This window comes from Pseudoalteromonas luteoviolacea NCIMB 1944, from assembly GCF_001625565.1.
Lineage (GTDB): Bacteria > Pseudomonadota > Gammaproteobacteria > Enterobacterales > Alteromonadaceae > Pseudoalteromonas > Pseudoalteromonas luteoviolacea_F.
Map to the genome: position 1 here is coordinate 161,513 of NZ_AUXS01000097.1, position 20,253 is coordinate 181,765.

12 protein-coding genes are annotated in these 20,253 nt (G+C 43.1%); 9 read left to right on the forward strand and 3 right to left on the reverse strand.

Annotated elements, in window-relative coordinates; all coding sequences use genetic code 11:
- Positions 1–27 precede the first annotated feature (27 nt).
- The 4 genes from pheS to N483_RS25740 all read left to right on the forward strand — a co-directional run bounded on the left by pheS (position 28) and on the right by N483_RS25740 (position 5,450).
- Positions 28–1,008, forward strand: coding sequence for a phenylalanine--tRNA ligase subunit alpha (pheS, locus tag N483_RS25725; protein ID WP_023400417.1), 981 nt, complete (start codon positions 28–30; stop codon positions 1,006–1,008).
- 13 nt (positions 1,009–1,021) lie between these two features.
- Positions 1,022–3,409: a phenylalanine--tRNA ligase subunit beta gene (pheT, locus tag N483_RS25730; RefSeq protein WP_023400418.1), complete on the forward strand. Its 2,388-nt coding sequence runs from the start codon at positions 1,022–1,024 to the stop codon at positions 3,407–3,409.
- A gap of 2 nt (positions 3,410–3,411) precedes the next feature.
- The gene (ihfA, locus tag N483_RS25735) at positions 3,412–3,711 is read left to right on the forward strand and encodes an integration host factor subunit alpha (RefSeq protein ID WP_023400419.1); all 300 of its coding nucleotides are present in this window, start codon (positions 3,412–3,414) and stop codon (positions 3,709–3,711) included.
- A gap of 281 nt (positions 3,712–3,992) precedes the next feature.
- Complete coding sequence (locus N483_RS25740; RefSeq protein WP_023400420.1) at positions 3,993–5,450, forward strand: EAL domain-containing protein; 1,458 nt, start codon at positions 3,993–3,995, stop codon at positions 5,448–5,450.
- A gap of 40 nt (positions 5,451–5,490) precedes the next feature.
- On the opposite strand, the gene N483_RS25745 is transcribed toward N483_RS25740, so the two are convergent.
- Complete coding sequence (locus N483_RS25745) at positions 5,491–7,113, reverse strand: alpha-glucosidase family protein (protein ID WP_023400421.1); 1,623 nt, start codon at positions 7,111–7,113, stop codon at positions 5,491–5,493.
- A gap of 655 nt (positions 7,114–7,768) precedes the next feature.
- Here N483_RS25745 and N483_RS25750 point away from each other — a divergent pair.
- The 5 genes from N483_RS25750 to N483_RS25770 all read left to right on the forward strand — a co-directional run bounded on the left by N483_RS25750 (position 7,769) and on the right by N483_RS25770 (position 18,052).
- Positions 7,769–10,570 (forward strand): TonB-dependent receptor, encoded by a 2,802-nt coding sequence (locus N483_RS25750; protein WP_023400422.1) that lies wholly within the window; start codon positions 7,769–7,771, stop codon positions 10,568–10,570.
- 74 nt (positions 10,571–10,644) lie between these two features.
- A complete protein-coding gene (locus tag N483_RS25755; protein WP_023400423.1) occupies positions 10,645–12,141 on the forward strand; it encodes a tryptophan halogenase family protein in 1,497 nt (498 codons plus the stop codon).
- Positions 12,142–12,307: 166 nt separating this feature from the next.
- Positions 12,308–14,146 (forward strand): alpha-amylase family glycosyl hydrolase, encoded by a 1,839-nt coding sequence (locus N483_RS25760; RefSeq protein WP_023400424.1) that lies wholly within the window; start codon positions 12,308–12,310, stop codon positions 14,144–14,146.
- Between the two features lie 2 nt (positions 14,147–14,148).
- On the forward strand, positions 14,149–15,639 hold the full coding sequence (locus N483_RS25765; protein WP_023400425.1) for an MFS transporter: 1,491 nt from the start codon (positions 14,149–14,151) through the stop codon (positions 15,637–15,639).
- A gap of 22 nt (positions 15,640–15,661) precedes the next feature.
- A complete protein-coding gene (locus N483_RS25770; protein WP_023400426.1) occupies positions 15,662–18,052 on the forward strand; it encodes a glycoside hydrolase family 15 protein in 2,391 nt (796 codons plus the stop codon).
- Between the two features lie 342 nt (positions 18,053–18,394).
- Here N483_RS25770 and N483_RS27175 read toward each other — a convergent pair whose 3' ends face one another.
- Both N483_RS27175 and N483_RS25775 read right to left on the reverse strand, forming a co-directional pair.
- Positions 18,395–18,532 carry a hypothetical protein gene (locus tag N483_RS27175; protein WP_023400427.1) on the reverse strand — a complete coding sequence of 46 codons (138 nt, stop codon included), beginning with the start codon at positions 18,530–18,532 and terminating at the stop codon, positions 18,395–18,397.
- Between the two features lie 341 nt (positions 18,533–18,873).
- The gene (locus N483_RS25775; RefSeq protein ID WP_023400428.1) at positions 18,874–20,178 is read right to left on the reverse strand and encodes an anti-phage deoxyguanosine triphosphatase; all 1,305 of its coding nucleotides are present in this window, start codon (positions 20,176–20,178) and stop codon (positions 18,874–18,876) included.
- Positions 20,179–20,253: the final 75 nt, after the last annotated feature.

Sequence of the window (20,253 nt, forward strand, 5' to 3'; positions counted from 1 at the left end):
AATTACCTCAACCAGATCAGGTATAGAATGAACTTAGAGAATATTTTAGCGCAAGCGCTTGAAGCCGTTTCAAGTGCGAGTGAGATTGCGCAACTTGAGGAAGTCAGAGTTAACTACCTTGGTAAAAAAGGTGAGATTACTGGGCTACTAAAAACCCTAGGCAAGCTAGCGCCTGAAGAACGCAAAGAAGCAGGCCAAGTAATTAACCAAGCGAAAAACCAGGTACAAACTGCAATTAACGAAAAGCGTGAAGCACTTGCAAACGCCGCACTAGAGCAAAAACTTGCAGCAGAGACCATCGATGTGACTTTACCAGGCCGCGCAGCACCAGCTGGTGGACTACACCCGGTAACTCGCACGATTGAGCGTATTGAATCATTTTTTGGTGAGCTCGGGTTTGCCGTGAAATCTGGTCCTGAAATTGAGGATGATTTCCATAACTTTGATGCTTTGAATATTCCTGAGCATCACCCAGCGCGTGCTGACCACGATACGTTCTACTTTAATCCAAAGTTAGTGTTACGTACGCAGACAAGTGGTGTTCAGATCCGTACTATGGAAGCAGAGCAGCCGCCACTTCGCATTATTTCTCCTGGCCGTGTTTACCGTAATGACTACGACCAAACACACACGCCAATGTTCCATCAGGTTGAAGGCCTAATGGTTGATGAGAATGTGAGCTTTACTGAATTGAAAGGTATCTTGCATGATTTCCTACGTAACTTCTTTGAAGAAGACATGGAAATTCGCTTCCGTCCATCGTATTTCCCATTTACAGAGCCATCAGCAGAAGTTGATGTTAAAGGTAAAAATGGTAAATGGTTAGAAGTATTGGGCTGCGGTATGGTGCACCCAAATGTATTGCGTTCGGTTGGCATTGACCCTGAAAAATACACTGGTTTTGCCTTTGGTATGGGCGTTGAGCGCTTAACAATGTTGCGTTATGGCGTGAACGATTTACGTGCATTCTTCGAAAACGATTTAAAATTCCTAAACCAATTCAGATAAGAGCGAACCAAAAATGAAATTTAGTGAAAAGTGGCTAAGAGAATGGGTTAATCCAGCTATCGATACGGATGCTCTATCTGAACAGCTATCTATGGCGGGTTTAGAAGTAGACGGTGTTGACCCAGTAGCAGGCGATTTTGACGGTGTAGTGATTGGTGAGGTTGTCGAATGTGGTCAACACCCAGACGCTGATAAACTGCGCGTAACAAAAGTGAATGTCGGCGAAGAAGAGTTATTAGACATTGTATGTGGTGCTGCAAACTGTCGTGCAGGCTTAAAAGTTGCGGTTGCCAAAGTTGGCGCTGTTTTGCCTGGTGGCTTCAAAATTAAAAAAGCAAAGCTACGAGGCCAGCCATCACACGGTATGTTATGTGCATTTGAAGAGCTGGGCATGGCTGAGAGCTCTGACGGCATTCTAGAGTTACCGGCAGATGCGGCTATTGGTCAAAGTATTCGCGAGTATTTTCAGTTAGATGACGTTACTATTGACGTTGATTTAACGGCAAACCGCAGTGACTGTTTAGGCATAAAAGGTCTAGCACGTGAAGTTGGTGTGTTAAATGGTGTTGACGTTAAAGAAATTGAAATCAACACCGTTGAACCAACGATTGACGACAAAGTAGAGATTGAGCTGGTAGATAGCGATGCATGTCCTCGCTACTTAGGTCGTGTGATCAAGGGCATTAACCTTGATGCTGAGTCACCTCTGTGGATGGTTGAAAAACTACGCCGCTCTGGCATTCGTTCTATTGACCCAGTTGTTGATGTGACGAACTACGTACTACTTGAGCTTGGACATCCAATGCATGCATTTGACCTTGCAGCGATTTCTGGTGGAATCAAGGTACGTAAAGCGCAGCAAAATGAAGAGCTAGTCTTGCTTGATGGCAATACGGCTAAATTAAACACTTCTACATTATTGATTGCAGATCACGAAAAAGCGCTAGCGATGGCGGGCATTTTCGGTGGTGAGGCATCGGGTGTGAAAGAAGGTACTAAAGACATTCTGCTTGAAAGCGCATTTTTCAATCCATTAGCAATTGCTGGTCAAGCGCGTAGCTATGGATTACACACTGACGCGTCGCACCGTTATGAGCGTGGTGTTGACTATCAATTGCAACGTGATGCAATGGAGCGTGCTACAGCACTGTTACTAGAGATTGTAGGCGGTGAAGCAGGCCCTGTGGTTGAAGCTGTATCTGAGGCAGACTTACCTGCGTCTAAGTCGGTAGCGCTACGTCGCGAACGTTTAGACCGCGTAATTGGTTATCATATCGAAGATTCTAAGGTAACGGACATTTTGACTCGCCTTGGTTTAGATGTGTCATTTGAGTCTGGTCAATGGCAAGCACAGGTACCAAGCTATCGCTTTGATATCAGCATTGAAGAAGACCTAATTGAAGAAGTTGCACGTGTATTCGGTTACAACAACATTCCAAATGTTGCGCCGACAGCGGCACTTAAAATGACTGATCACCAAGAAGCATCAGTACCAGTAGCGCGTTTTCGCAATGAATTAGTTGCCAGAGGTTATCAAGAAGCCATTACTTATAGTTTTGTAGACCCTAAGAAACAGGCACTTCTTCACCCTAGCAGTGATGCACTTGTGCTACCTCACCCAATTTCAGTAGAAATGTCTGCAATGCGTGTGAGCTTAATGCCTGGTTTAGTCAATGCATTGGTTTATAACCAAAATCGTCAGCAATCGCGTATTCGTTTCTTTGAGCATGGCTTAAAGTTCATTAAAGATGACAGTGCAGAAAATGGCGTACGTCAAAGTGCGGTACTTGGCGGCATCGTTTACGGCAATACGCATAATGAGCACTGGGGCATTGAAAGCCGCAAGGTTGATTTCTTTGATATTAAAGGCGATGTTGAAGCATTACTTGCAGTTTGTAATGACCCTGCTAGATTTAGCTTTAAAGCAGAAGCGAGTGATGGACTACATCCTGGTCAGTCAGCGGCAATTTATGCTGATGGCGTAAAAGTAGGTTTTATTGGCGCGATACACCCTCAACTACAAAAATCGTTAGAACTAAATGATACAGCGTATGTTTTTGAGGTAGAAGTTGATGCAATTGCACAAAGAAAGCTGCCAGAAGCCGTTAGTATCTCAAAATTTCCATCAAATCGCAGAGATATTGCTATTTTAGTTGCAGATGATGTAAAAATAGGCGATATTTTAGAAAGCATTGAGAAAGTTGGCGGAAATCAATTAGTTGACCTAAACTTATTCGATGTGTATAAGGGCAAAGGTATTGAACCCGATTATAAGAGTTTAGCCATCGCCCTAACCCTACAAAACGTTGATAAAACGCTCGAAGAGAAAGATATCAATGAAGTTGTAGACAGAGTCGTGGCCGAATTGGCCAAACAATTTAATGCATCGTTGAGGGACTAGATATGGCGCTTACTAAAGCCGACATAGCTGAACACCTATTTGAAAAACTGGGGATAAATAAAAAGGATGCCAAAGACTTAGTTGAAGCGTTTTTTGAAGAAATCCGCTCAGCGCTTGAAAATGGAGAGCAGGTAAAGCTTTCTGGCTTTGGCAATTTTGACCTACGTGATAAGAAACAACGTCCGGGTCGGAACCCAAAAACTGGAGAAGATATACCTATTTCTGCAAGGCGTGTTGTAACTTTTCGACCAGGACAGAAGTTAAAAACTCGTGTTGAAGTAGGCACAAGCAAAAACCTGTAATAAGCTAAGTTACTGGCATTTAATGCTGGGTAATTGAGGCTTCCCTCAAAGGGTTTACTCGCAAGGGTAAACCCTTTGTCATATATTGGTAATAATAAGAATCTACACTTTCGTCACCCCTATCAGCTTGGAAATGTGAATTGCGTCAGAGAGTATCTGGTTGGACAAGCCGCACAAAAAATATTGTTGTTTCTTGGCTGATTTGCTCATTTCTTTTTGGTCTTCTCACTACTTTTATTTATATCCAACACACTGAGTCAGAAAAAGCGGATGTCAGGTCCATGGCACAGAGAGTACTCATTGACTTCGGCTCACAGTTAGATAGCGTTGATACATTCTTGCGCCAGTCAGACAGTATTGATGTAACATGTTCCGATACCACTATCAGACGAATGAGGCAGTTTGTCTTTAAGCACCCAGCAATCAGTGAAATTGGTATTGTGACACCTAAAGGTGAGTTGGTGTGTAATTCATTTGGCGTGTTGACTTCACCTATGTTCATTGAAGAGCCGCCTAAAAAAAGAGGGCTGCGGTATCATGGCCCCATCATTTCTGAATTTTTACAGGTCTCCGCTTTTGTGCTCGCTAGAACTCGCCATGATGGGTATGAAGTCAATGCGTTATTGCCGACAGATTGGATCAATGACCTTTTGCATCTAAGTAAATATAGTGAATTAGATTATATTGCCATCGTTGACAGCGACTCTGGTGTGCCAATATTTTTGCAAGGTCGATATAGCTTGCCACTGGGCCACAGCCTCTTTCCATCATCTCAAAGCAGTGAGTTTGAAGGGGGATTTGATGATCAGTCACGCAAATTTATGTACATACAGCCATTTAAAAATGTGCCTCAACTATCTGTTATTGTGAGCAAGAGTACTCGACGTATCCTCACTCCGAGCCCAATGTGGCTGGTTGTATTGTGCTTAATGTATGTGATTTCGTGGGTTGGGTTGGTATTGCTGCTCAATTACTATGATCAGCGCCTTCTAAGTAGTCGGGTATTGCTGCTAAGTGCGATAAATCGTGATGAGCTATTCAATGTATATCAGCCTTTGGTCGATGCACATAATCAACACATAGTTGGCGCTGAGGTGCTGATCCGGTGGATGCATCCATTAGAAGGTGAACTTGGTCCCGCTTATTTCGTTCCTGAAGCAGAGCGTGATGGAACCATATTAGAGATGTCTCTGTATCAAATTGACCGAGCCATTGCCGATCTGAGGCCTATTTTAGTGGCTAATCCAAATTTTAAAGTGTCATTTAACGTCAATGGTTTTTTGTTGGGCTGCCCAAGTTATATAAAAAAATTGTGTGAAGCCAAAGAAATATTTCCTCGTCTTACCATTGAGCTGACAGAGCGGGACATGTTGTCTCAAGCAAAAATTAAATCAGTATTACACCAACTGGTTGATCTCGGAGTCGAAATCGCCATAGATGACTTTGGTACTGGGTATTGTGGCCTGCAATATTTACAAAGCTTTCCAATCGATTTATTAAAGATAGATCAGAGTTTTGTGGCGTCTATTGGGCTTGATAACCTACAGTCGCCAGTATTGAATGCGGTGATAGAAATGGCTGAAAAGTTAGGCAAAAAGCTCATAGCTGAAGGAGTTGAGACTGAACTACAAGCTAAGTATCTAAAAGTGCGCGGCGTGTCTGTACATCAAGGATGGTATTACTTTAAAGCCCTCAGAATAGAAACCTTTAAAAATCAGTTAGCACTGGAGGATAGATAATTGAGAAAGCCCCAAAAAGGGGCTTTAGGGGTCATCTGTGTTAAATAGATGCAAAATAGCAACCGTAACCGGGCAGGGTTACTTTACCTGCTTTTAGCTCACCGGTATGGTGGGCAAGGTCATCCATGCTGTCCTTAATGCTTTGTTCGACAACAAATTCAGTCGTTTGTTCCGCTAAATTAAATAAACATAGCAGTTTGGTGTCGCCTAATGTGCGATAGAAGGCTAACACAGGCTCACTTGTTTCAATAAACTCGATTGTGCCTGTTAGCAGTTCCGGACGTGTTTTCCTCCACGCTAAAAATGCGCGATATTGAGAGAGTGTTGAGTTTGGATCTTGCTCTTGAATATCTACGGACGCGAGAGAATGTGGTTGTGCAACAGGCAGCCAAGGCTTGCCATCGGTAAAGCCCGCGTGGGTTTGCGCGTGGGACCATGGCATTGGCGTTCGACAACCATCTCTACCTTTAAAGTTTGGCCAGAAAGTGATGCCGTAAGGGTCTTGTAGATCTTCAAAGGCCACTTCGGCTTCGCCAAGTCCAAGCTCTTCCCCTTGGTACATGCACACGCTGCCACGCAGTGAGCCAAGTAGGGCTGTTAGCATTTTTACCTGTTGAGTATCAACTGTTTTACCATTATTAGCCCAACGGCTAGCAACCCGTTCAACATCGTGATTGCTAAACGCCCAACACGGCCAACCTTCGGTCATTACGGACTCTAATCGCGAGACCGTTTCGCGAATGTATTTGGCGCTGTAATCATTGGTAAGTAGCTCGAAACTATACCCCATATGCAACTTATCACCACCAGAGGTATATTCTGCCATTGTTTTAAGCGAATCTTCAGAAGAGATTTCGCCAAGGCTGACTGTACCTGGGTATTCATTTAATAGTGCTCTGATCTCAGCCATAAAATCTAGATTTTCAGGCTGAGTATTATTGTAGTAGTGATATTGGAATGCATATGGATTGTCTTCACTAAAACCACGGCCCTGTCTAAGGTGTTCAGGTTTAGCTGGGTTGTCTTTGAGCTCTTGATCATGAAAACAAAAATTGATGGCATCCAAACGGAACCCGTCAACACCTTTGTCCAACCAGAATTTGACATTGTCTAACACGGCTTGGCGCACGTCAGGGTTGTGGAAGTTCAAGTCTGGTTGCTCAGTTAGGAAATTGTGCAAATAGTATTGGCACCTTCTAGGTTCCCATTGCCATGCAACACCACCGAAAATAGACAGCCAGTTATTAGGAGGGCTGCCATCAGGGTTTGCATCAGCCCATACATACCAGTCAGATTTATCATTCTTTTTATTTTGACGGCTTTCAACAAACCAAGGGTGTTCGTTTGATGTGTGGCTAAGCACTTGATCGATTATGATTTTTATATCACGTTGATGTGCCTGCTCAATCAGGTTGTCGAAATCATCAATACAGCCAAACATGGGATCGATATCGCGATAATCACTAATATCGTATCCAAAGTCCTTCATAGGTGATTTAAAGAAAGGGGATATCCAAATAGCATCGACATTTAATGACTTAATGTAGTCAAGACGTTCGATGATGCCGTTTAGGTCGCCAATACCGTCACCTTTGGTGTCATTAAAACTGCGTGGGTACACTTGATAAATGACCGCACCTTTCCACCATTCGTTTTGAGCCATGCACGATTCTCCAGCTATGTGCAGTGAAGCCACTTTTAATTGCGTGGTTTTAAACCGGCTATATAAAGTGGTTCTGGTCGTTAATATTGTCGAAAAGCATACGGCATGCATGCATTTGAGTAAAAAAACTGCATACGTATGCATGTGAAAATCTATTCTTTTTTGACAAATATCAGGCAAAAGGTCATTTACTTAACCTTCTTTACCAATTTATAGTTACGAATGTTAGATATCAGGCATAATGGGCTTTAGATATGCTTAAATTGGTAATACCAATTTAATATTCATTTATTCAACGCACATCTACGTGCTATTTTTTGTGTCATTCCCTGTGCGCTCAGTACATGAGTTACAAGCTTGTAAAATATAATTGAATGCATTGCTTAAATTGTTAAATTTGGATGTTTTTCAAATAAAGTTAGCAAAAGCATGGAGTTATATATTTTAAAAGGTCGCTTTTTTAAGGAGCATGGCTGTTCATCTTTATTTGAATACGTATGCATAAAGTTGTGACCAGCTCAGTCACAGCGCTAATATGGCGGGTGACAACAAAATTAACGTCAAATGAATTTATTTTTGCAGCTTTAGAATCAATATCTGTATTGAATAAATAACATCAAAGCGACGTATAAAAAGCTAATTGGGATAAAACATTATGTCTACGTTCAAACCAAGTATGTTGACCTTGGCACTCGTTACTGCGGGTTTAAGCAATCATGCAATTGCTGCGCAAAATGAAGAATCGGTAAAAAATGACCAAAAGAAAGTGGAAGTTGTAGAAGTACGCGGCTTCCGTGCAAGTGTTGTAAAGTCAATCAATACAAAACGCTTTTCATCTGAGGTAGTAGAGTCTATTTCTGCAGAAGACATAGGCAAACTACCAGACTCTTCAATAGCAGAATCAATCGCACGCCTACCAGGTCTTACATCACAACGACTAGACGGTCGTTCAAATAAAGTGACGGTACGTGGATTTAGTGAGAATGAAGGTGCAACCACACTCAATGGTCGCGAGCAAGTATCAATTAATGATAACCGTGGTGTGGAGTTTGATTTATACCCATCAGAGATTATGAGCGGTGTAACCGTTTATAAAACGCCGAGTGCGAACCTTGAAGCAGAAGGGATCGCGGGTGTTATTGATATGCAGACAGTGCGTCCTTTGAGTATGGACGAGCGAGTATTACAAGTTAATGCACTTTATGAAAAGTCTGATTTGGGCAAGCTTAACCCAGATGCGGATGACTCGGGTGTACGTGGCACTTTTTCATACATTGACCAGTTTGCCGATGACAAATATGGTGTTGCACTAGCATTGACGACGAGCTCGTCACCTAACCAAGAAAAACGTTGGAATTCGTGGGGCTACCCTGAGTTTGAAGAGAATGGCAAAAAATACTCAATATTAGGTGGGGCAAAGCCATTTGTTCGCTCGACAACGCTTGAACGTGACTCTGTGATGTTTGTTTTTGAAGCTGCACCAAATGAACAGCTGTCTATGGTGTTTGACGCGCTCTACATCGATTTTAAAGAAGATAAAATTTTACGCGGTATTGAAATTCCTTTTGCTTGGGGCCAAGGTCTGCTGAACCCGCAAAGTGTGTCGATAGACGAAGCTTCTGGCTTTATTACCAGTGCAATAACGGAAGGCCAAAGAGCAGTTGTACGTAATGACTACGAGTCTAAAGACGCTGAAATGCAGGCATTTGGCTTCAATGCAACTTATGAGTTGACAGAGGCAACTACGATTGAAGTTGACTTAAGTCACTCTAGCGTTGAAAACAAAATTTGGAGCTTAGAGAGTTACTCTGGCACTGGTCGTGGTGATTTGCGTGGTGCTGCTGACAATATCGGTTATACCTTTAATGATGGCAACACCGGAGCACAATTTACTCATGAGCTGGATTACAGTGATTACGACTTAATCAAAGTGGGTGGGCCGTTGTCTTGGGGAAGCAGCACAGCGCTTAACGAAAAGTACGGTACAAATGTGCAGGATCACCCGTTCCAAAATACCTTGCAAGATGGTTTCATTAATGCCCCTGTATTAGAGGACGAAATTAATGCACTTAAGCTTGCTGCAAAACATGCATTAGATAACGATTACATTAGCTCAGTAGAAGCAGGTGTTTCTTACAAAGATCGTGAAAAGTCAAAAGTATCTGAAGGTTACTTTATGACTTTAAAGGATTTCTCGTATCCAGATAATACAGGTCTATTGACAGTGCCAGATCAGTATCGCTTGGGTACTGCAAATCTGGACTTCATCGGTATGGGCGACATGATAGCCTATGACTCGCGTGCAATGGTCGCGGATGGTTACTTCTCATTGCTTGCTGAAAGCCTAACGGATACAAGCCATGCCGCAAGAACTTGGTCTGTGAGCGAAGAAGTGACAGCTGCATTTGTACAAGCGAATATTGACATGGAAGTAGCTGACATGCCGTTAAAGGGTAATGCAGGCCTACGTTATGTCAAAACTGAAGTTGAAACCAAGGGTGCAAAAGCAGGCGTTGATAGTAGTGGTCAAGTTGTACTTGAAGACAGCCGTGAAAATCATGATTACAGCCATGTGTTACCAAGCTTAAACTTGTCTCTCTCCATTGATGATGAGCAAATGCTACGATTTGGCTACGCAAAAACCATTTCGCGTCCGAAAATGTCAGAAATGAACTCATCTATCATCAGATCGTATAGAGATGTTCCGGATGACAATGGTAATTTCTGGGAGATCACAGGTGGTAACCCGAAGCTTGAGCCAAAAGAGGCTGATGGTTTTGATTTAACCTATGAAAACTACTACCACTCAGAAGGTTATTTCTCAGTAGGTGCTTTTTACAAAGATCTTAATAACTGGATCTTTGATGCGAACACTGAAGAAGATCTAACGGGTGTTGTTAATCCTAAAACGGGATTAGTTCCGGAGAATCCAACTGCAACACGTAAGCTTAAAGTCAATGGCGGCGGCGGAAACTTGTGGGGCTACGAAGCTGCTGTGACATTCCCATTTACTTTAATCCACAGCAGTTTAGAGGGTTTTGGTTTAATCGCGAGTCATACTCGAATCCACCAAGACGTGGAAGATCACAATGGTGAAGAGTTTAAGTTGCCAGGTTTGTCAGAAAAAGTTCAGAGCCTGACCTTCTTCTACGAAAACAATGGTTTCCAATTTAGAACTAGCATGCGTAAACGCTCAGATTTTAAAGGCGATGTGTATGGAACAGGCTTTAAGACGGAGCAGGTTGATATCCTAGGTGAGACAATTTGGGATGCACAGATTGGGTATGATTTCGGAGAGGCGGGCTTTAAGTCTCTAGAAGGATTAGCTGTGACTTTACAGGCTCAGAATATCACTGAAGAGCCATTCACTTCTTTATCTGGTGACAATCATCTACAAATTAGAGATTATCAAGACTATGGACGAGTATTCTTGCTAGGCGCAAGTTACAAGTTTTAAGTAGAGATTTGACTTGAGAATAGAAAAAGCCTTGTCGTGTAGCGATAAGGCTTTTTTTTGCCAAAGAGGTGAGAATGACTAAGCGAATTCAAAATGTGTTAATTGTTGGCGGCGGCACAGCTGGCTGGTTAAGTGCTTCGCTACTAAAGCGTATTCTAAAAGATCAAATCAACATCACGTTGATTGAGTCTGATGACATTGGCACAGTTGGAGTTGGTGAAGCCAGCATTCCGCCAATGGTGAACTTTAATGCTGCACTGGGTCTAGATGAGCGCACTTTTATCGAACAAACTAAAGCGACCTATAAGTTAGGAATTGAGTTTGAAGGGTGGGGATATCAAGATAGCCGATACATGCATGCCTTTGGTGAGTTAGGAAAAAGCTTTCCTTTTTGTGATTTTTTTCAAGTTTGGCTCAAAGCAAAGCAACAAGGGCTAACGGAGTCTTTGGCTGAATACTCTTTAAATACTCAAGCGGCACAGGCAAACCGGTTTGCACATCTTCAGCAGATCCCAAATACGCAGTTACCAGGTCTGACATATGCCTATCATTTCGATGCGGGACTATATGCCAAGCTATTAAGTCGACACTCTCAAAATCAAGGGGTTAAGCGAGTCGAAGGGAAAATCATTGAAGTTTTAACAGATCCAAAAACAGGGTATGTTACAGAAGTCGTGATGGAAAATGATGAGCGCCATAGTGCAGATATGTATCTAGATTGTAGTGGACTTAAAGGACTGTTAATTGAGCAGACATTGAATGTTGGGTTTGAGGATTGGTCACATTGGCTTCCTTGTGATAGCGCTTGGGCGTTACCCAGTGAGCAGCTCGATGGCGATATTAAGCCTTATACGCGTGCTATTGCTAAAGAAGCCGGTTGGCAATGGCAAATTCCATTGCAACACAGAGTTGGGAACGGGTATGTATTTTCGAGTAAGTTTATTTCAGAGCAAGATGCAAAAGAATCGTTACTGCAAAGCCTACCAAGTAGCGCTTTAGCTGAGCCGAAGTTGATTAAATTCAAAACCGGCATGCGTCGTAAACAGTGGCAGGGCAATGTCTTTGCTGTGGGCTTGGCGAGTGGTTTTTTAGAGCCGCTTGAGTCAACTAGTATTCATTTAATTCAGACATCAATTCTGCGTTTGATTAGACACTTCCCATTCAACGAGATCTCGGACAACGCAGTTTCAAACGTAAATACCGAGTTTGGTAATGAAATGAAGCAAGTGAGAGATTTCATCATATTGCACTATAAACTGACTGAACGAGGTGATACTCGGTTCTGGCAATGGTGTAAAAACATGCCGATCCCAGCAAGCTTGCAAAGTAAAATTGCTTTATTTAATGATACGGGCCACTGCACAGCTAAAACCGATGACTTATTTCAAAATGTTGCGTGGCAGCAAGTGATGGTAGGGCAAGGGCTTTTACCAAAAAGCCATCACCCATTGGCAGAGCAGTTTAGCGATGAGCAATTGACAAGCTTGCTAGATAGCCTAAGAACCTTACTTCGAAGTACAGTGGCTAAATTGCCAAGCCACCAAGTGTTTATCGACAAAATGACAAAATAATGCGGTGTATTTTAGCAATATTGTTAAGGCGCGAAGTATGTATCATACTTCGCGTTTTTTTATATGAATAACAAATTAATCACCACTTTGAATACGTATGCAAGTGGTTCAACAGTGGGCTACAAGTCAGTAGACTCAATTAAAATACCAATATGACAACAATATAATGACAATAAAACCTTTGGTGCTTGCACTGAGCTTGATTTCGGGAAGCATGATATTGACTGCATGTCAGTCTGCTAACGTAAGTGAGCAAAGTAAACAAGCCGAACAACAAGAGCAAAAGCCTGTCGTTTACCAAGTGTTTACTCGACTATTTGGCAATACCGAAACAAACAACGTGCCTTGGGGAACTGCGGCGCAAAATGGTGTGGGTAAATTTGACGATTTTACACCAAAGGCGTTGGCTGAAATTAAAGCAATGGGCGTAACCCACGTGTGGTACACCGGGGTGCTACATCACGCCTTGGTAGCTGACTATAGTGCGTATGGGATTGGTATTGATGACCCAGACGTTGTGAAAGGGCGTGCAGGTTCTCCTTATGCAATCAAAGATTATTACAATGTTAACCCTGACTTAGCACTAGAACCAGCGAAGCGTCTTGCTGAATTTGAAGCGCTGATCCAGCGAACTCATGATGCCGATATGAAAGTGGTGATTGACATTGTGCCCAATCATGTTGCGCGTAATTATCAATCATTGAGTGCACCGCAAGGTGCAAAAGACTTTGGCGCACAGGATAACACTTCATTGGTGTATGCGCGTGACAACAACTTTTATTATGTAACAGGGCAAGATTTCAAAGTGCCGGAGTCAACGGACTATCAAGTATTGGGTGGCAAATCACATCCTTTGGTAGACGGAGAGTTTTCAGAATCACCGGCGAAGTGGACTGGCAATGGTGCACGTGCAGCACAGCCTCACATCCATGATTGGTATGAAACTGTAAAAGTGAACTACGGTGTGCGCCCAGATGGCAGTTATGATTTCCCAACGCTGCCAGCTGATATGGCGCAGCAAGATTATCGGGCGCATTATGCCTTTTGGCAAAGTAAAAACTTGCCTGATAGCTGGTACAAGTTCAGAGATATTACGCTGTATTGGCTTGATAAAGGTGTAGATGGTTTTCGTTATGATATGGCTGAAATGGTGCCTGTAGAGTTTTGGAGTTTTTTAAACTCATCTATCAAAATGCAAAATCCAGATGCTTTTTTATTGGCAGAAGTATATAACCCAACCCTTTACCGCCCGTATATTCATCAAGGAAAAATGGACTTCTTATACGATAAGGTCGGCTTTTATGACAGCTTGAAGCTGCTTATGCAAGGCACAGGTACCGCGCAAAGTGTGATGGATGCACATTTAAGTGTGTCAGATATTGCACCGCATATGCTGCACTTTTTAGAAAATCATGATGAGCAACGCATCGCTAGCCCAGAGTTTGCTGGTAGCGCCGAAAAAGGCAAGCCCGCAATGGTTGTGAGCCACTTGATCAGCAAAGCGCCAACCATGTTGTATTTTGGCCAGTCAGTGGGGGAAGACGGGTCGGAAATGGCCGGGTTTGGCAAGCCGAGTCGTACCAGTATATTTGACTACATTGGCGTTCCCGCACATCAGGCTTGGATGAACAATGGAAAATTTGATGGCGGTCAGCTGAGCAATGAGCAAAAGGCACTACGTCAATACTATAAAAAGTTGATGAGCTTGAGCTCATTACCTGCGATACAGCATGGTGAGCTGGTACAAATAAACACACTGGATGGGACTAAAAAACCAGCCAAAAAAGTCATGGCATTTGCTCGTGATAATTCAGCTCAACAAGTGATTGTGGCAAGTAACTTTGATGCTGACAATGTGCAGCAGGTTACTATTGAACTACCTAAGGGATGGCAAGGTAAAGTCGTCGACAAGTTGGAGTCTCATCCAGCGCTTGTCATTGAAAAGAATCAACTCACAGTGACATTGGCGCCTCTTGCCAGTGTTGTATATGAGCTAGAGAATTAACTATGCAAAAACAAAAACCACAACTGAGCTTCTGGCAAATTTGGAATATGTGCTTTGGTTTTATGGGCATTCAATTTGGCTTTGCATTGCAAAACGGAAATGTCAGTCGGATATTTCAAACATTAGGTGCGTCAGTTGATGATATCCCTATTTTGTGGGTGGCTGCACCACTCACAGGACTAATCGTTCAGCCTATTATCGGCTACTGGAGTGACAGAACTTGGACTGGGCTTGGGCGTCGTCGACCATTCTTTTTGTATGGCGCTATCCTCACGACCTTGTCATTGTTTATCATGCCCAATTCACCAACGCTTTGGATAGCTGCTGGTATGCTTTGGATAATGGATGCATCAATCAATGTAACCATGGAACCGTTTCGTGCATTGGTGGGAGATAATCTCAACAAAAAGCAACGAGCGACTGGATACGCAATGCAGAGCTTTTTCATTGGTATTGGCGCTATTATCGCTTCAGCTTTACCGTGGATGATGACCAACTGGTTTGGGATCAGCAACACCGCAGCACCTGGCGAAATACCTGAGTCGGTTAAATATGCCTTTTATTTTGGCGGCGTGATCTTATTTTTAGCGGTAGGGTGGACGATTCTAAAAACCAAAGAATATACCCCAGAGCAACTGACAGAGTTTGAATCACCTGACTTAAAACAAGCAGCAGCTGAACCTAAGAAAACCATCAACTTTGCAAAGTTTGCATTAATTAGTGGTGCAGTTGGTGGTTTGATTTTAGCCGGTGTGGCGATTTTAGAGTTGGAAAAAGAGCTGTACCTACTGAGCGCACTGCTACTATCGTTTTCGGCGATTATCCTCATTGCCGGGTATTTCCAAAATAAACAGCGTACTGACGGTGGATTTTACGAAGTGATCTACGACGTCTTCACTATGCCCGATACAATGAAGCAACTTGCAGTAGTTCAGTTTTTTAGCTGGTTTTCACTGTTCGCGATGTGGATTTATACCACTTCTGCGGTAACCAGCTTCCACTATGGTGCAACAGATGTGACATCGAAAGCTTATAACGATGGTGCAGACTGGGTCGGAATTTTATTTGCCGCTTACAATGGCTTTGCCGCTTTAGCTGCGCTGTGCATTCCATTTGTCGTGAAGCGAGTAGGACTGAAGTGGGCACACAGTATTAATTTGTTGCTGGGCGCAGGCGCGTTAATCAGCTTTAAGTTTATTTCTGAACCAAGCCTTTTATGGATACCAATGATAGGTATCGGCTTTGCGTGGGCATCAATTTTATCTCTGCCTTACGCGATGCTGAGTGATGCGCTGCCAGCACACAAAATGGGTGTGTTTATGGGGATTTTTAACTTCTTTATCGTAATCCCACAATTGATGGCAGCCAGTGTACTTGGCCTTATCTTAAGAAATGTTTTCGAGAATCAACCTATTTATGCATTAGTTATTGGTGGTGTGTCGTTTATTTTGGCGGCGCTGTCAGTTGCGCGTGTTAAAACAAATGCGCAATAAAGCAGGCCACAGGGGAGTAAAAATGAAAAAATTGTCATGTTTGTCGTTGGCATTGATTGCCGCTGGCCTTATCGGTTGTGGTAGCGCAACGAATACACAGCAAATTGAGACTGCACCCGGAGCCCCGGGTGATAAGCCGTATTGGACTTATTCCGATAAAACAGGCATCGGTACGTCTTATGAAGCATATAAAAATGGCCAGTATGTAAACGATGCAAAAACGGGTGAAGTGTCTAAAGTTTGGTTTTCAATTGCCAAAGGTATGATCACAGAAACTATGTTTGGCCTTATTCACCAAGCGCAAATTCGCGATATGCAATTTATCGTCACAGGTAGAGACTTTACCGTTACTGAGCGCGATGAATTAGATGTGTCTATTGATTACCTTTATAAAGACGAACAAGGTCGTCCGCTATCATTAGCCTATAAAGTGGTTAGCAAAGACAAGCAAGGTCGTTTTACGTTAGAGAAACACATTTTCACTGACCCCGATGGTCAGAGTTTATTTGTAAGAGCAAAAGTTGATACACATCTAAGCGGCGTAAAAGCGTATGTAAATGTAAATCCCTATGTGAATAACAACGGTCTGAATGATTCCGCTACAGTGACCGATAAAGGGCTAGTTGCTTGGGAAGCTGATAACTTTTTAACACTGCAAAGCAGTACGGGTTTTGGCCAGGCATCTGTCGGTTTCACAGGTCACAGCGACAATTTGAATGATCTTAAGAAAAATCATGCATTGACGCGTACTTACCAAAGCACTGGCAAAACGAAGGGGAATGTAAATTGGCTTGCCGAGCTTGGTGAAGTCAAGGGAACGGCTACCTTTGATCTTGCTTTAAGCTTTGGTAAATCGCAAGCGGATAGCTTTGCACAAGGCGCAGCTGCGCTAGACAAAGGTTATGATAAGGTGCTTGCCCACTATAATGGCCAAGGTGAACACATCGGTTGGGAAGACTATTTAGCCAGCCTTGAGCCTATGCAACGACTTGCAAACTATACGACTGATAGCGGTAAGCTGTTGAATGCCAGTGCATTAGTCTTAAAAGCCCAAGAAGATAAAACCCACGCAGGGGCACTTATTGCTTCACTGTCTAATCCGTGGGGGGATACAGTCGCGGCAGAGCAAGGTCATACTGGTTATAAGGCCGTCTGGGTACGTGACTTTTATCAAGTTGCGATGGCATTTATGGCCATGGGCGACCCTGATACTGCGCTAACTTCCTTTGAATACCTTGAGAAAGTGCAAGTGATGGATGGTACGCCGGGTAACCAAGGTGACACCGGGTGGTTTTTGCAAAAAACACACGTAGATGGTGAACTTGAGTGGGTCGGTGTCCAGCTTGACCAAACTGCGATGCCAATCATGCTTGCTTGGAAACTATGGCAAGCGGGCGTATTGAGCGATGAAAAACTTGTTTACTGGTACGAGCGCATGCTTAAACCGGCGGCAGAGTTTTTAGTAGATGGTGGTCTCGCCAAGATTTTGTGGAATGACACACAAATTACACCTCCTGCTACGCAGCAAGAGCGCTGGGAAGAGCAAGATGGTTATTCACCTTCAACTACTGCTGCGATTATTGCGGGCCTCGTAACGGCTAGTGATATCGCGAAGTTAGCAGGGGATAAAGCGGGTCAACAAAGATACCTAGATACAGCCAAACAATATAATGACACAGTCGAAAAGCTGATGTTTACTACTGAGGGCAACTTGCAGGGTAAAGATGCGGATGGTGAGTATTTCTTCCGTATCGCACGTGACGAAAATCCAAATTCATCAACTAAGCTAGGTGACAACAACGGTCGCGTTGGTTTAGATAAACGTCAAATCATTGATGGGGGCTTCTTGGAGCTTGTGCGCTATGGTGTCAGAGATGCCGATGCGCCGAGTGTGATAAACACGCTGCCCGAGTATGAAGATGAGACTTTACCTGAAAACTTGCGTGTGAAATACAGCTTCACATTCCCTGGCGATCCAAACACGTACCCAGGCTACCGACGTTATGGTAATGATGGCTACGGCGAAGACGAAGTCAAAGGGACCAACTATGCTGAAGGCGGCCAAAATACATCGGGTCAGCGTGGCAGAGTATGGCCTTTCTTTACTGGCGAAAAAGGGCACTATGAAATTGCGGCGGCAGTCGCTGCCAAAGGACTAGACAAAGCAGAAGTTCAGCGTATTAAACACACTTATGTACGCGGTATGGAGCATTTTGCTAATGAGGGCCTGATGTTGCCTGAACAAGTTTGGGATGGTGTAGGCGTCAACCCATTTGGCTATCAGTTAGGTGAAGGTACAAACTCGGCAACTCCACTCGCTTGGACTCATGCAGAATACGTCAAACTGGTGCGTTCTCTGGCTGACAAGAATGTCTGGGATCACTATCCTATTGTCGGTGAAAAATTGAAGTAATATTCGCCCTAGGGTGATGTACTGACAAGACATCACCCACTCAATATACGTTAGTTTTTGATGAGTTAATGCCTTACCTGCTGTACTTTGTTCATTTGTATTGGATGACGTTTAGTAGAGTCGACCTGAGCTTTTCTATCTGTCCATCATTTTTTAGTTGGTCTTCAAAGCAGTATTCAAAGTTCTGTATAATTCGATTATTACTCACGCGACTGTTTATAGCTTTTGCAAAACGGGCATACTTTATTGAGGTGGTTTAGCTTGTTGCGGAGGGTGTTGGCAGTATGAATACAGGACATTTAGGGCCATAGTTATCTTCTATGACCCTAGAACTAACAGTGCTTATGGCTCACAGCGCGCCCAATCAGTTCTGCATTCCCAAGACCAACCGCCAGCGATTTGCTTGGTTGCTTTATGATTGAGTAATTGCTTCTCACCAGATAAGTTTTTTAGATTGCCTTTCTGTAATTTTAGTTTCATGTTAATCCTTTGTTTTTTTGATTAGTTCAGAATCACCATAGCATCAGTTATTAACTTAAAACAAATAAAAAATTCAAATATTTTTGAATAATCTTACAGTGTTCCTGAATCGACAAGATGATTTGTGCTTATTAATCTGTGTGTTTCAAACTCAGTTGTCTTAGATATACTGAGTTTAAAAAAGGTGAGACTTCTTCTAAAAGATAAAACAATCAACGCACTGTTAGTGACCAGCGATTTTGCACCTCCCGTTTAGCTGCACAATTTGAAAGCAGCTATAACAAGAAGTGCAATGTATTTATATCCCGATAATGGGCATCGGCGAAATGCTGAGTAAATTGCTAAAGCCGCGTGATGCTATTGCCAAACAATCTAGCGTGACATCGCCTCGCATATTCATCGGTCATACCTGACAGATAGTCTGCGAGTACCCGCATTTTTGCGATATCGCCATTGGCATTCTGGTACTGTGATTGTGCGGTATAAGGCAGCAAGCGAATTGGGTCACTGGAAAATGCGTCAAACAGGTCAATTAACATATTCTGTCCACTGAATTCTATTTGTTGCATGGTCGGTTCGCGAATAAGACGCTGGTATACAAATTGTTTAAGAACTTTGAGAATGGCTTCAAACTCGACGTTAAGCTTGACGGTGTTTTTTAACAATGGATCATCAAAGTCTGCGTCGTGTTTTACCAAGGTGCAGTGGACAATAAATATATTAACCAACTCTCCAATTGCGTCTTTTCGAAGTGGCTCGTCATCAGAAAATAGCCTGTGGGTCAGGCTCGCAAGATTTTGTTCCAACCAAGGTGAACTGATTTCTTTAAACGCAGGCATGGCATAGTTATACCAGTCTCGCTCTGACAAAGTGCCTGTCGCTATCGCGTCTTCTAAATCATGAACTGCATAGGCAATATCGTCTGCGTATTCCATAATGGCTGCATCCAGCGATTTATAAATTGTTTTAGATTTAAACTCATCGATGGGACTGTGCGTTGTGAAAAGATCTATATCCTTGTTCGATAAAGGCGAGAGTATCCAGTCAAAAACGTCTTTATCGCAATCATAAACCCCTTTTGCGGGGAACCACTTTTGTGTGTAAATGAAACGTTCACTGGGGTTGGTAACTTGAGGCTTAATTAACAGCTTTGAGATGTAAGCCGGGTATTTGATAAACCCGAGCAAAGTCCGTCTGGTCAGGTTCATGCCATAGCCATTTGAATAGGGTTCCAACTTGGTGACGATCCGCAATGTTTGTGCATTTCCTTCAAACCCGCCGTGATCACGCATCAGGTAATTTAGGGCGATTTCACCACCGTGGCCAAATGGAGGGTGCCCTATGTCATGAGCTAGGCAGATGGTTTCGATTAGGCTAGCTGATGGAAAGTGTTCAAACTCAGGGTTTTGCAGCTTTAGATGGCGTAATAACCCTGTGCCTATCTGCGATACTTCTAATGAATGGGTCAGTCGAGTCCGATAGAAGTCGTTGACACCTATACTCATTATTTGCGTTTTGGATTGTAGGCGTCTAAAAGCTGCAGCATGGATGATCCTTGAACGATCAACCTGCCAAGCTGAGCGGTTATCATTGGGGCGATTCTTAACTTGATTAAGCAAACGTTGTTGCCATGCGGATTGGGTCATAAAGTACTCTATGGGACTGTTTATCGTCTAAATTCATCATCTTCGTTTTAGTATAGCGATGCAAAGTTAAAAATG

What these genes read in the sequence shown, in the direction of transcription:
- pheS (WP_023400417.1), top strand. Translation starts at nt 28, where the DNA reads ATGAACTTAGAGAATATTTTAGCGCAAGCGCTTGAAGCCGTTTCAAGT.
- N483_RS25740 (WP_023400420.1), top strand. Translation starts at nt 3,993, where the DNA reads ATGGCACAGAGAGTACTCATTGACTTCGGCTCACAGTTAGATAGCGTT.
- N483_RS27175 (WP_023400427.1), bottom strand. Translation starts at nt 18,532, where the DNA reads ATGAAACTAAAATTACAGAAAGGCAATCTAAAAAACTTATCTGGTGAG.
- ihfA (WP_023400419.1), top strand. Translation starts at nt 3,412, where the DNA reads ATGGCGCTTACTAAAGCCGACATAGCTGAACACCTATTTGAAAAACTG.
- N483_RS25765 (WP_023400425.1), top strand. Translation starts at nt 14,149, where the DNA reads ATGCAAAAACAAAAACCACAACTGAGCTTCTGGCAAATTTGGAATATG.
- N483_RS25775 (WP_023400428.1), bottom strand. Translation starts at nt 20,178, where the DNA reads ATGACCCAATCCGCATGGCAACAACGTTTGCTTAATCAAGTTAAGAAT.
- N483_RS25770 (WP_023400426.1), top strand. Translation starts at nt 15,662, where the DNA reads ATGAAAAAATTGTCATGTTTGTCGTTGGCATTGATTGCCGCTGGCCTT.
- N483_RS25750 (WP_023400422.1), top strand. Translation starts at nt 7,769, where the DNA reads ATGTCTACGTTCAAACCAAGTATGTTGACCTTGGCACTCGTTACTGCG.
- pheT (WP_023400418.1), top strand. Translation starts at nt 1,022, where the DNA reads ATGAAATTTAGTGAAAAGTGGCTAAGAGAATGGGTTAATCCAGCTATC.
- N483_RS25755 (WP_023400423.1), top strand. Translation starts at nt 10,645, where the DNA reads ATGACTAAGCGAATTCAAAATGTGTTAATTGTTGGCGGCGGCACAGCT.
- N483_RS25760 (WP_023400424.1), top strand. Translation starts at nt 12,308, where the DNA reads ATGACAATAAAACCTTTGGTGCTTGCACTGAGCTTGATTTCGGGAAGC.
- N483_RS25745 (WP_023400421.1), bottom strand. Translation starts at nt 7,113, where the DNA reads ATGGCTCAAAACGAATGGTGGAAAGGTGCGGTCATTTATCAAGTGTAC.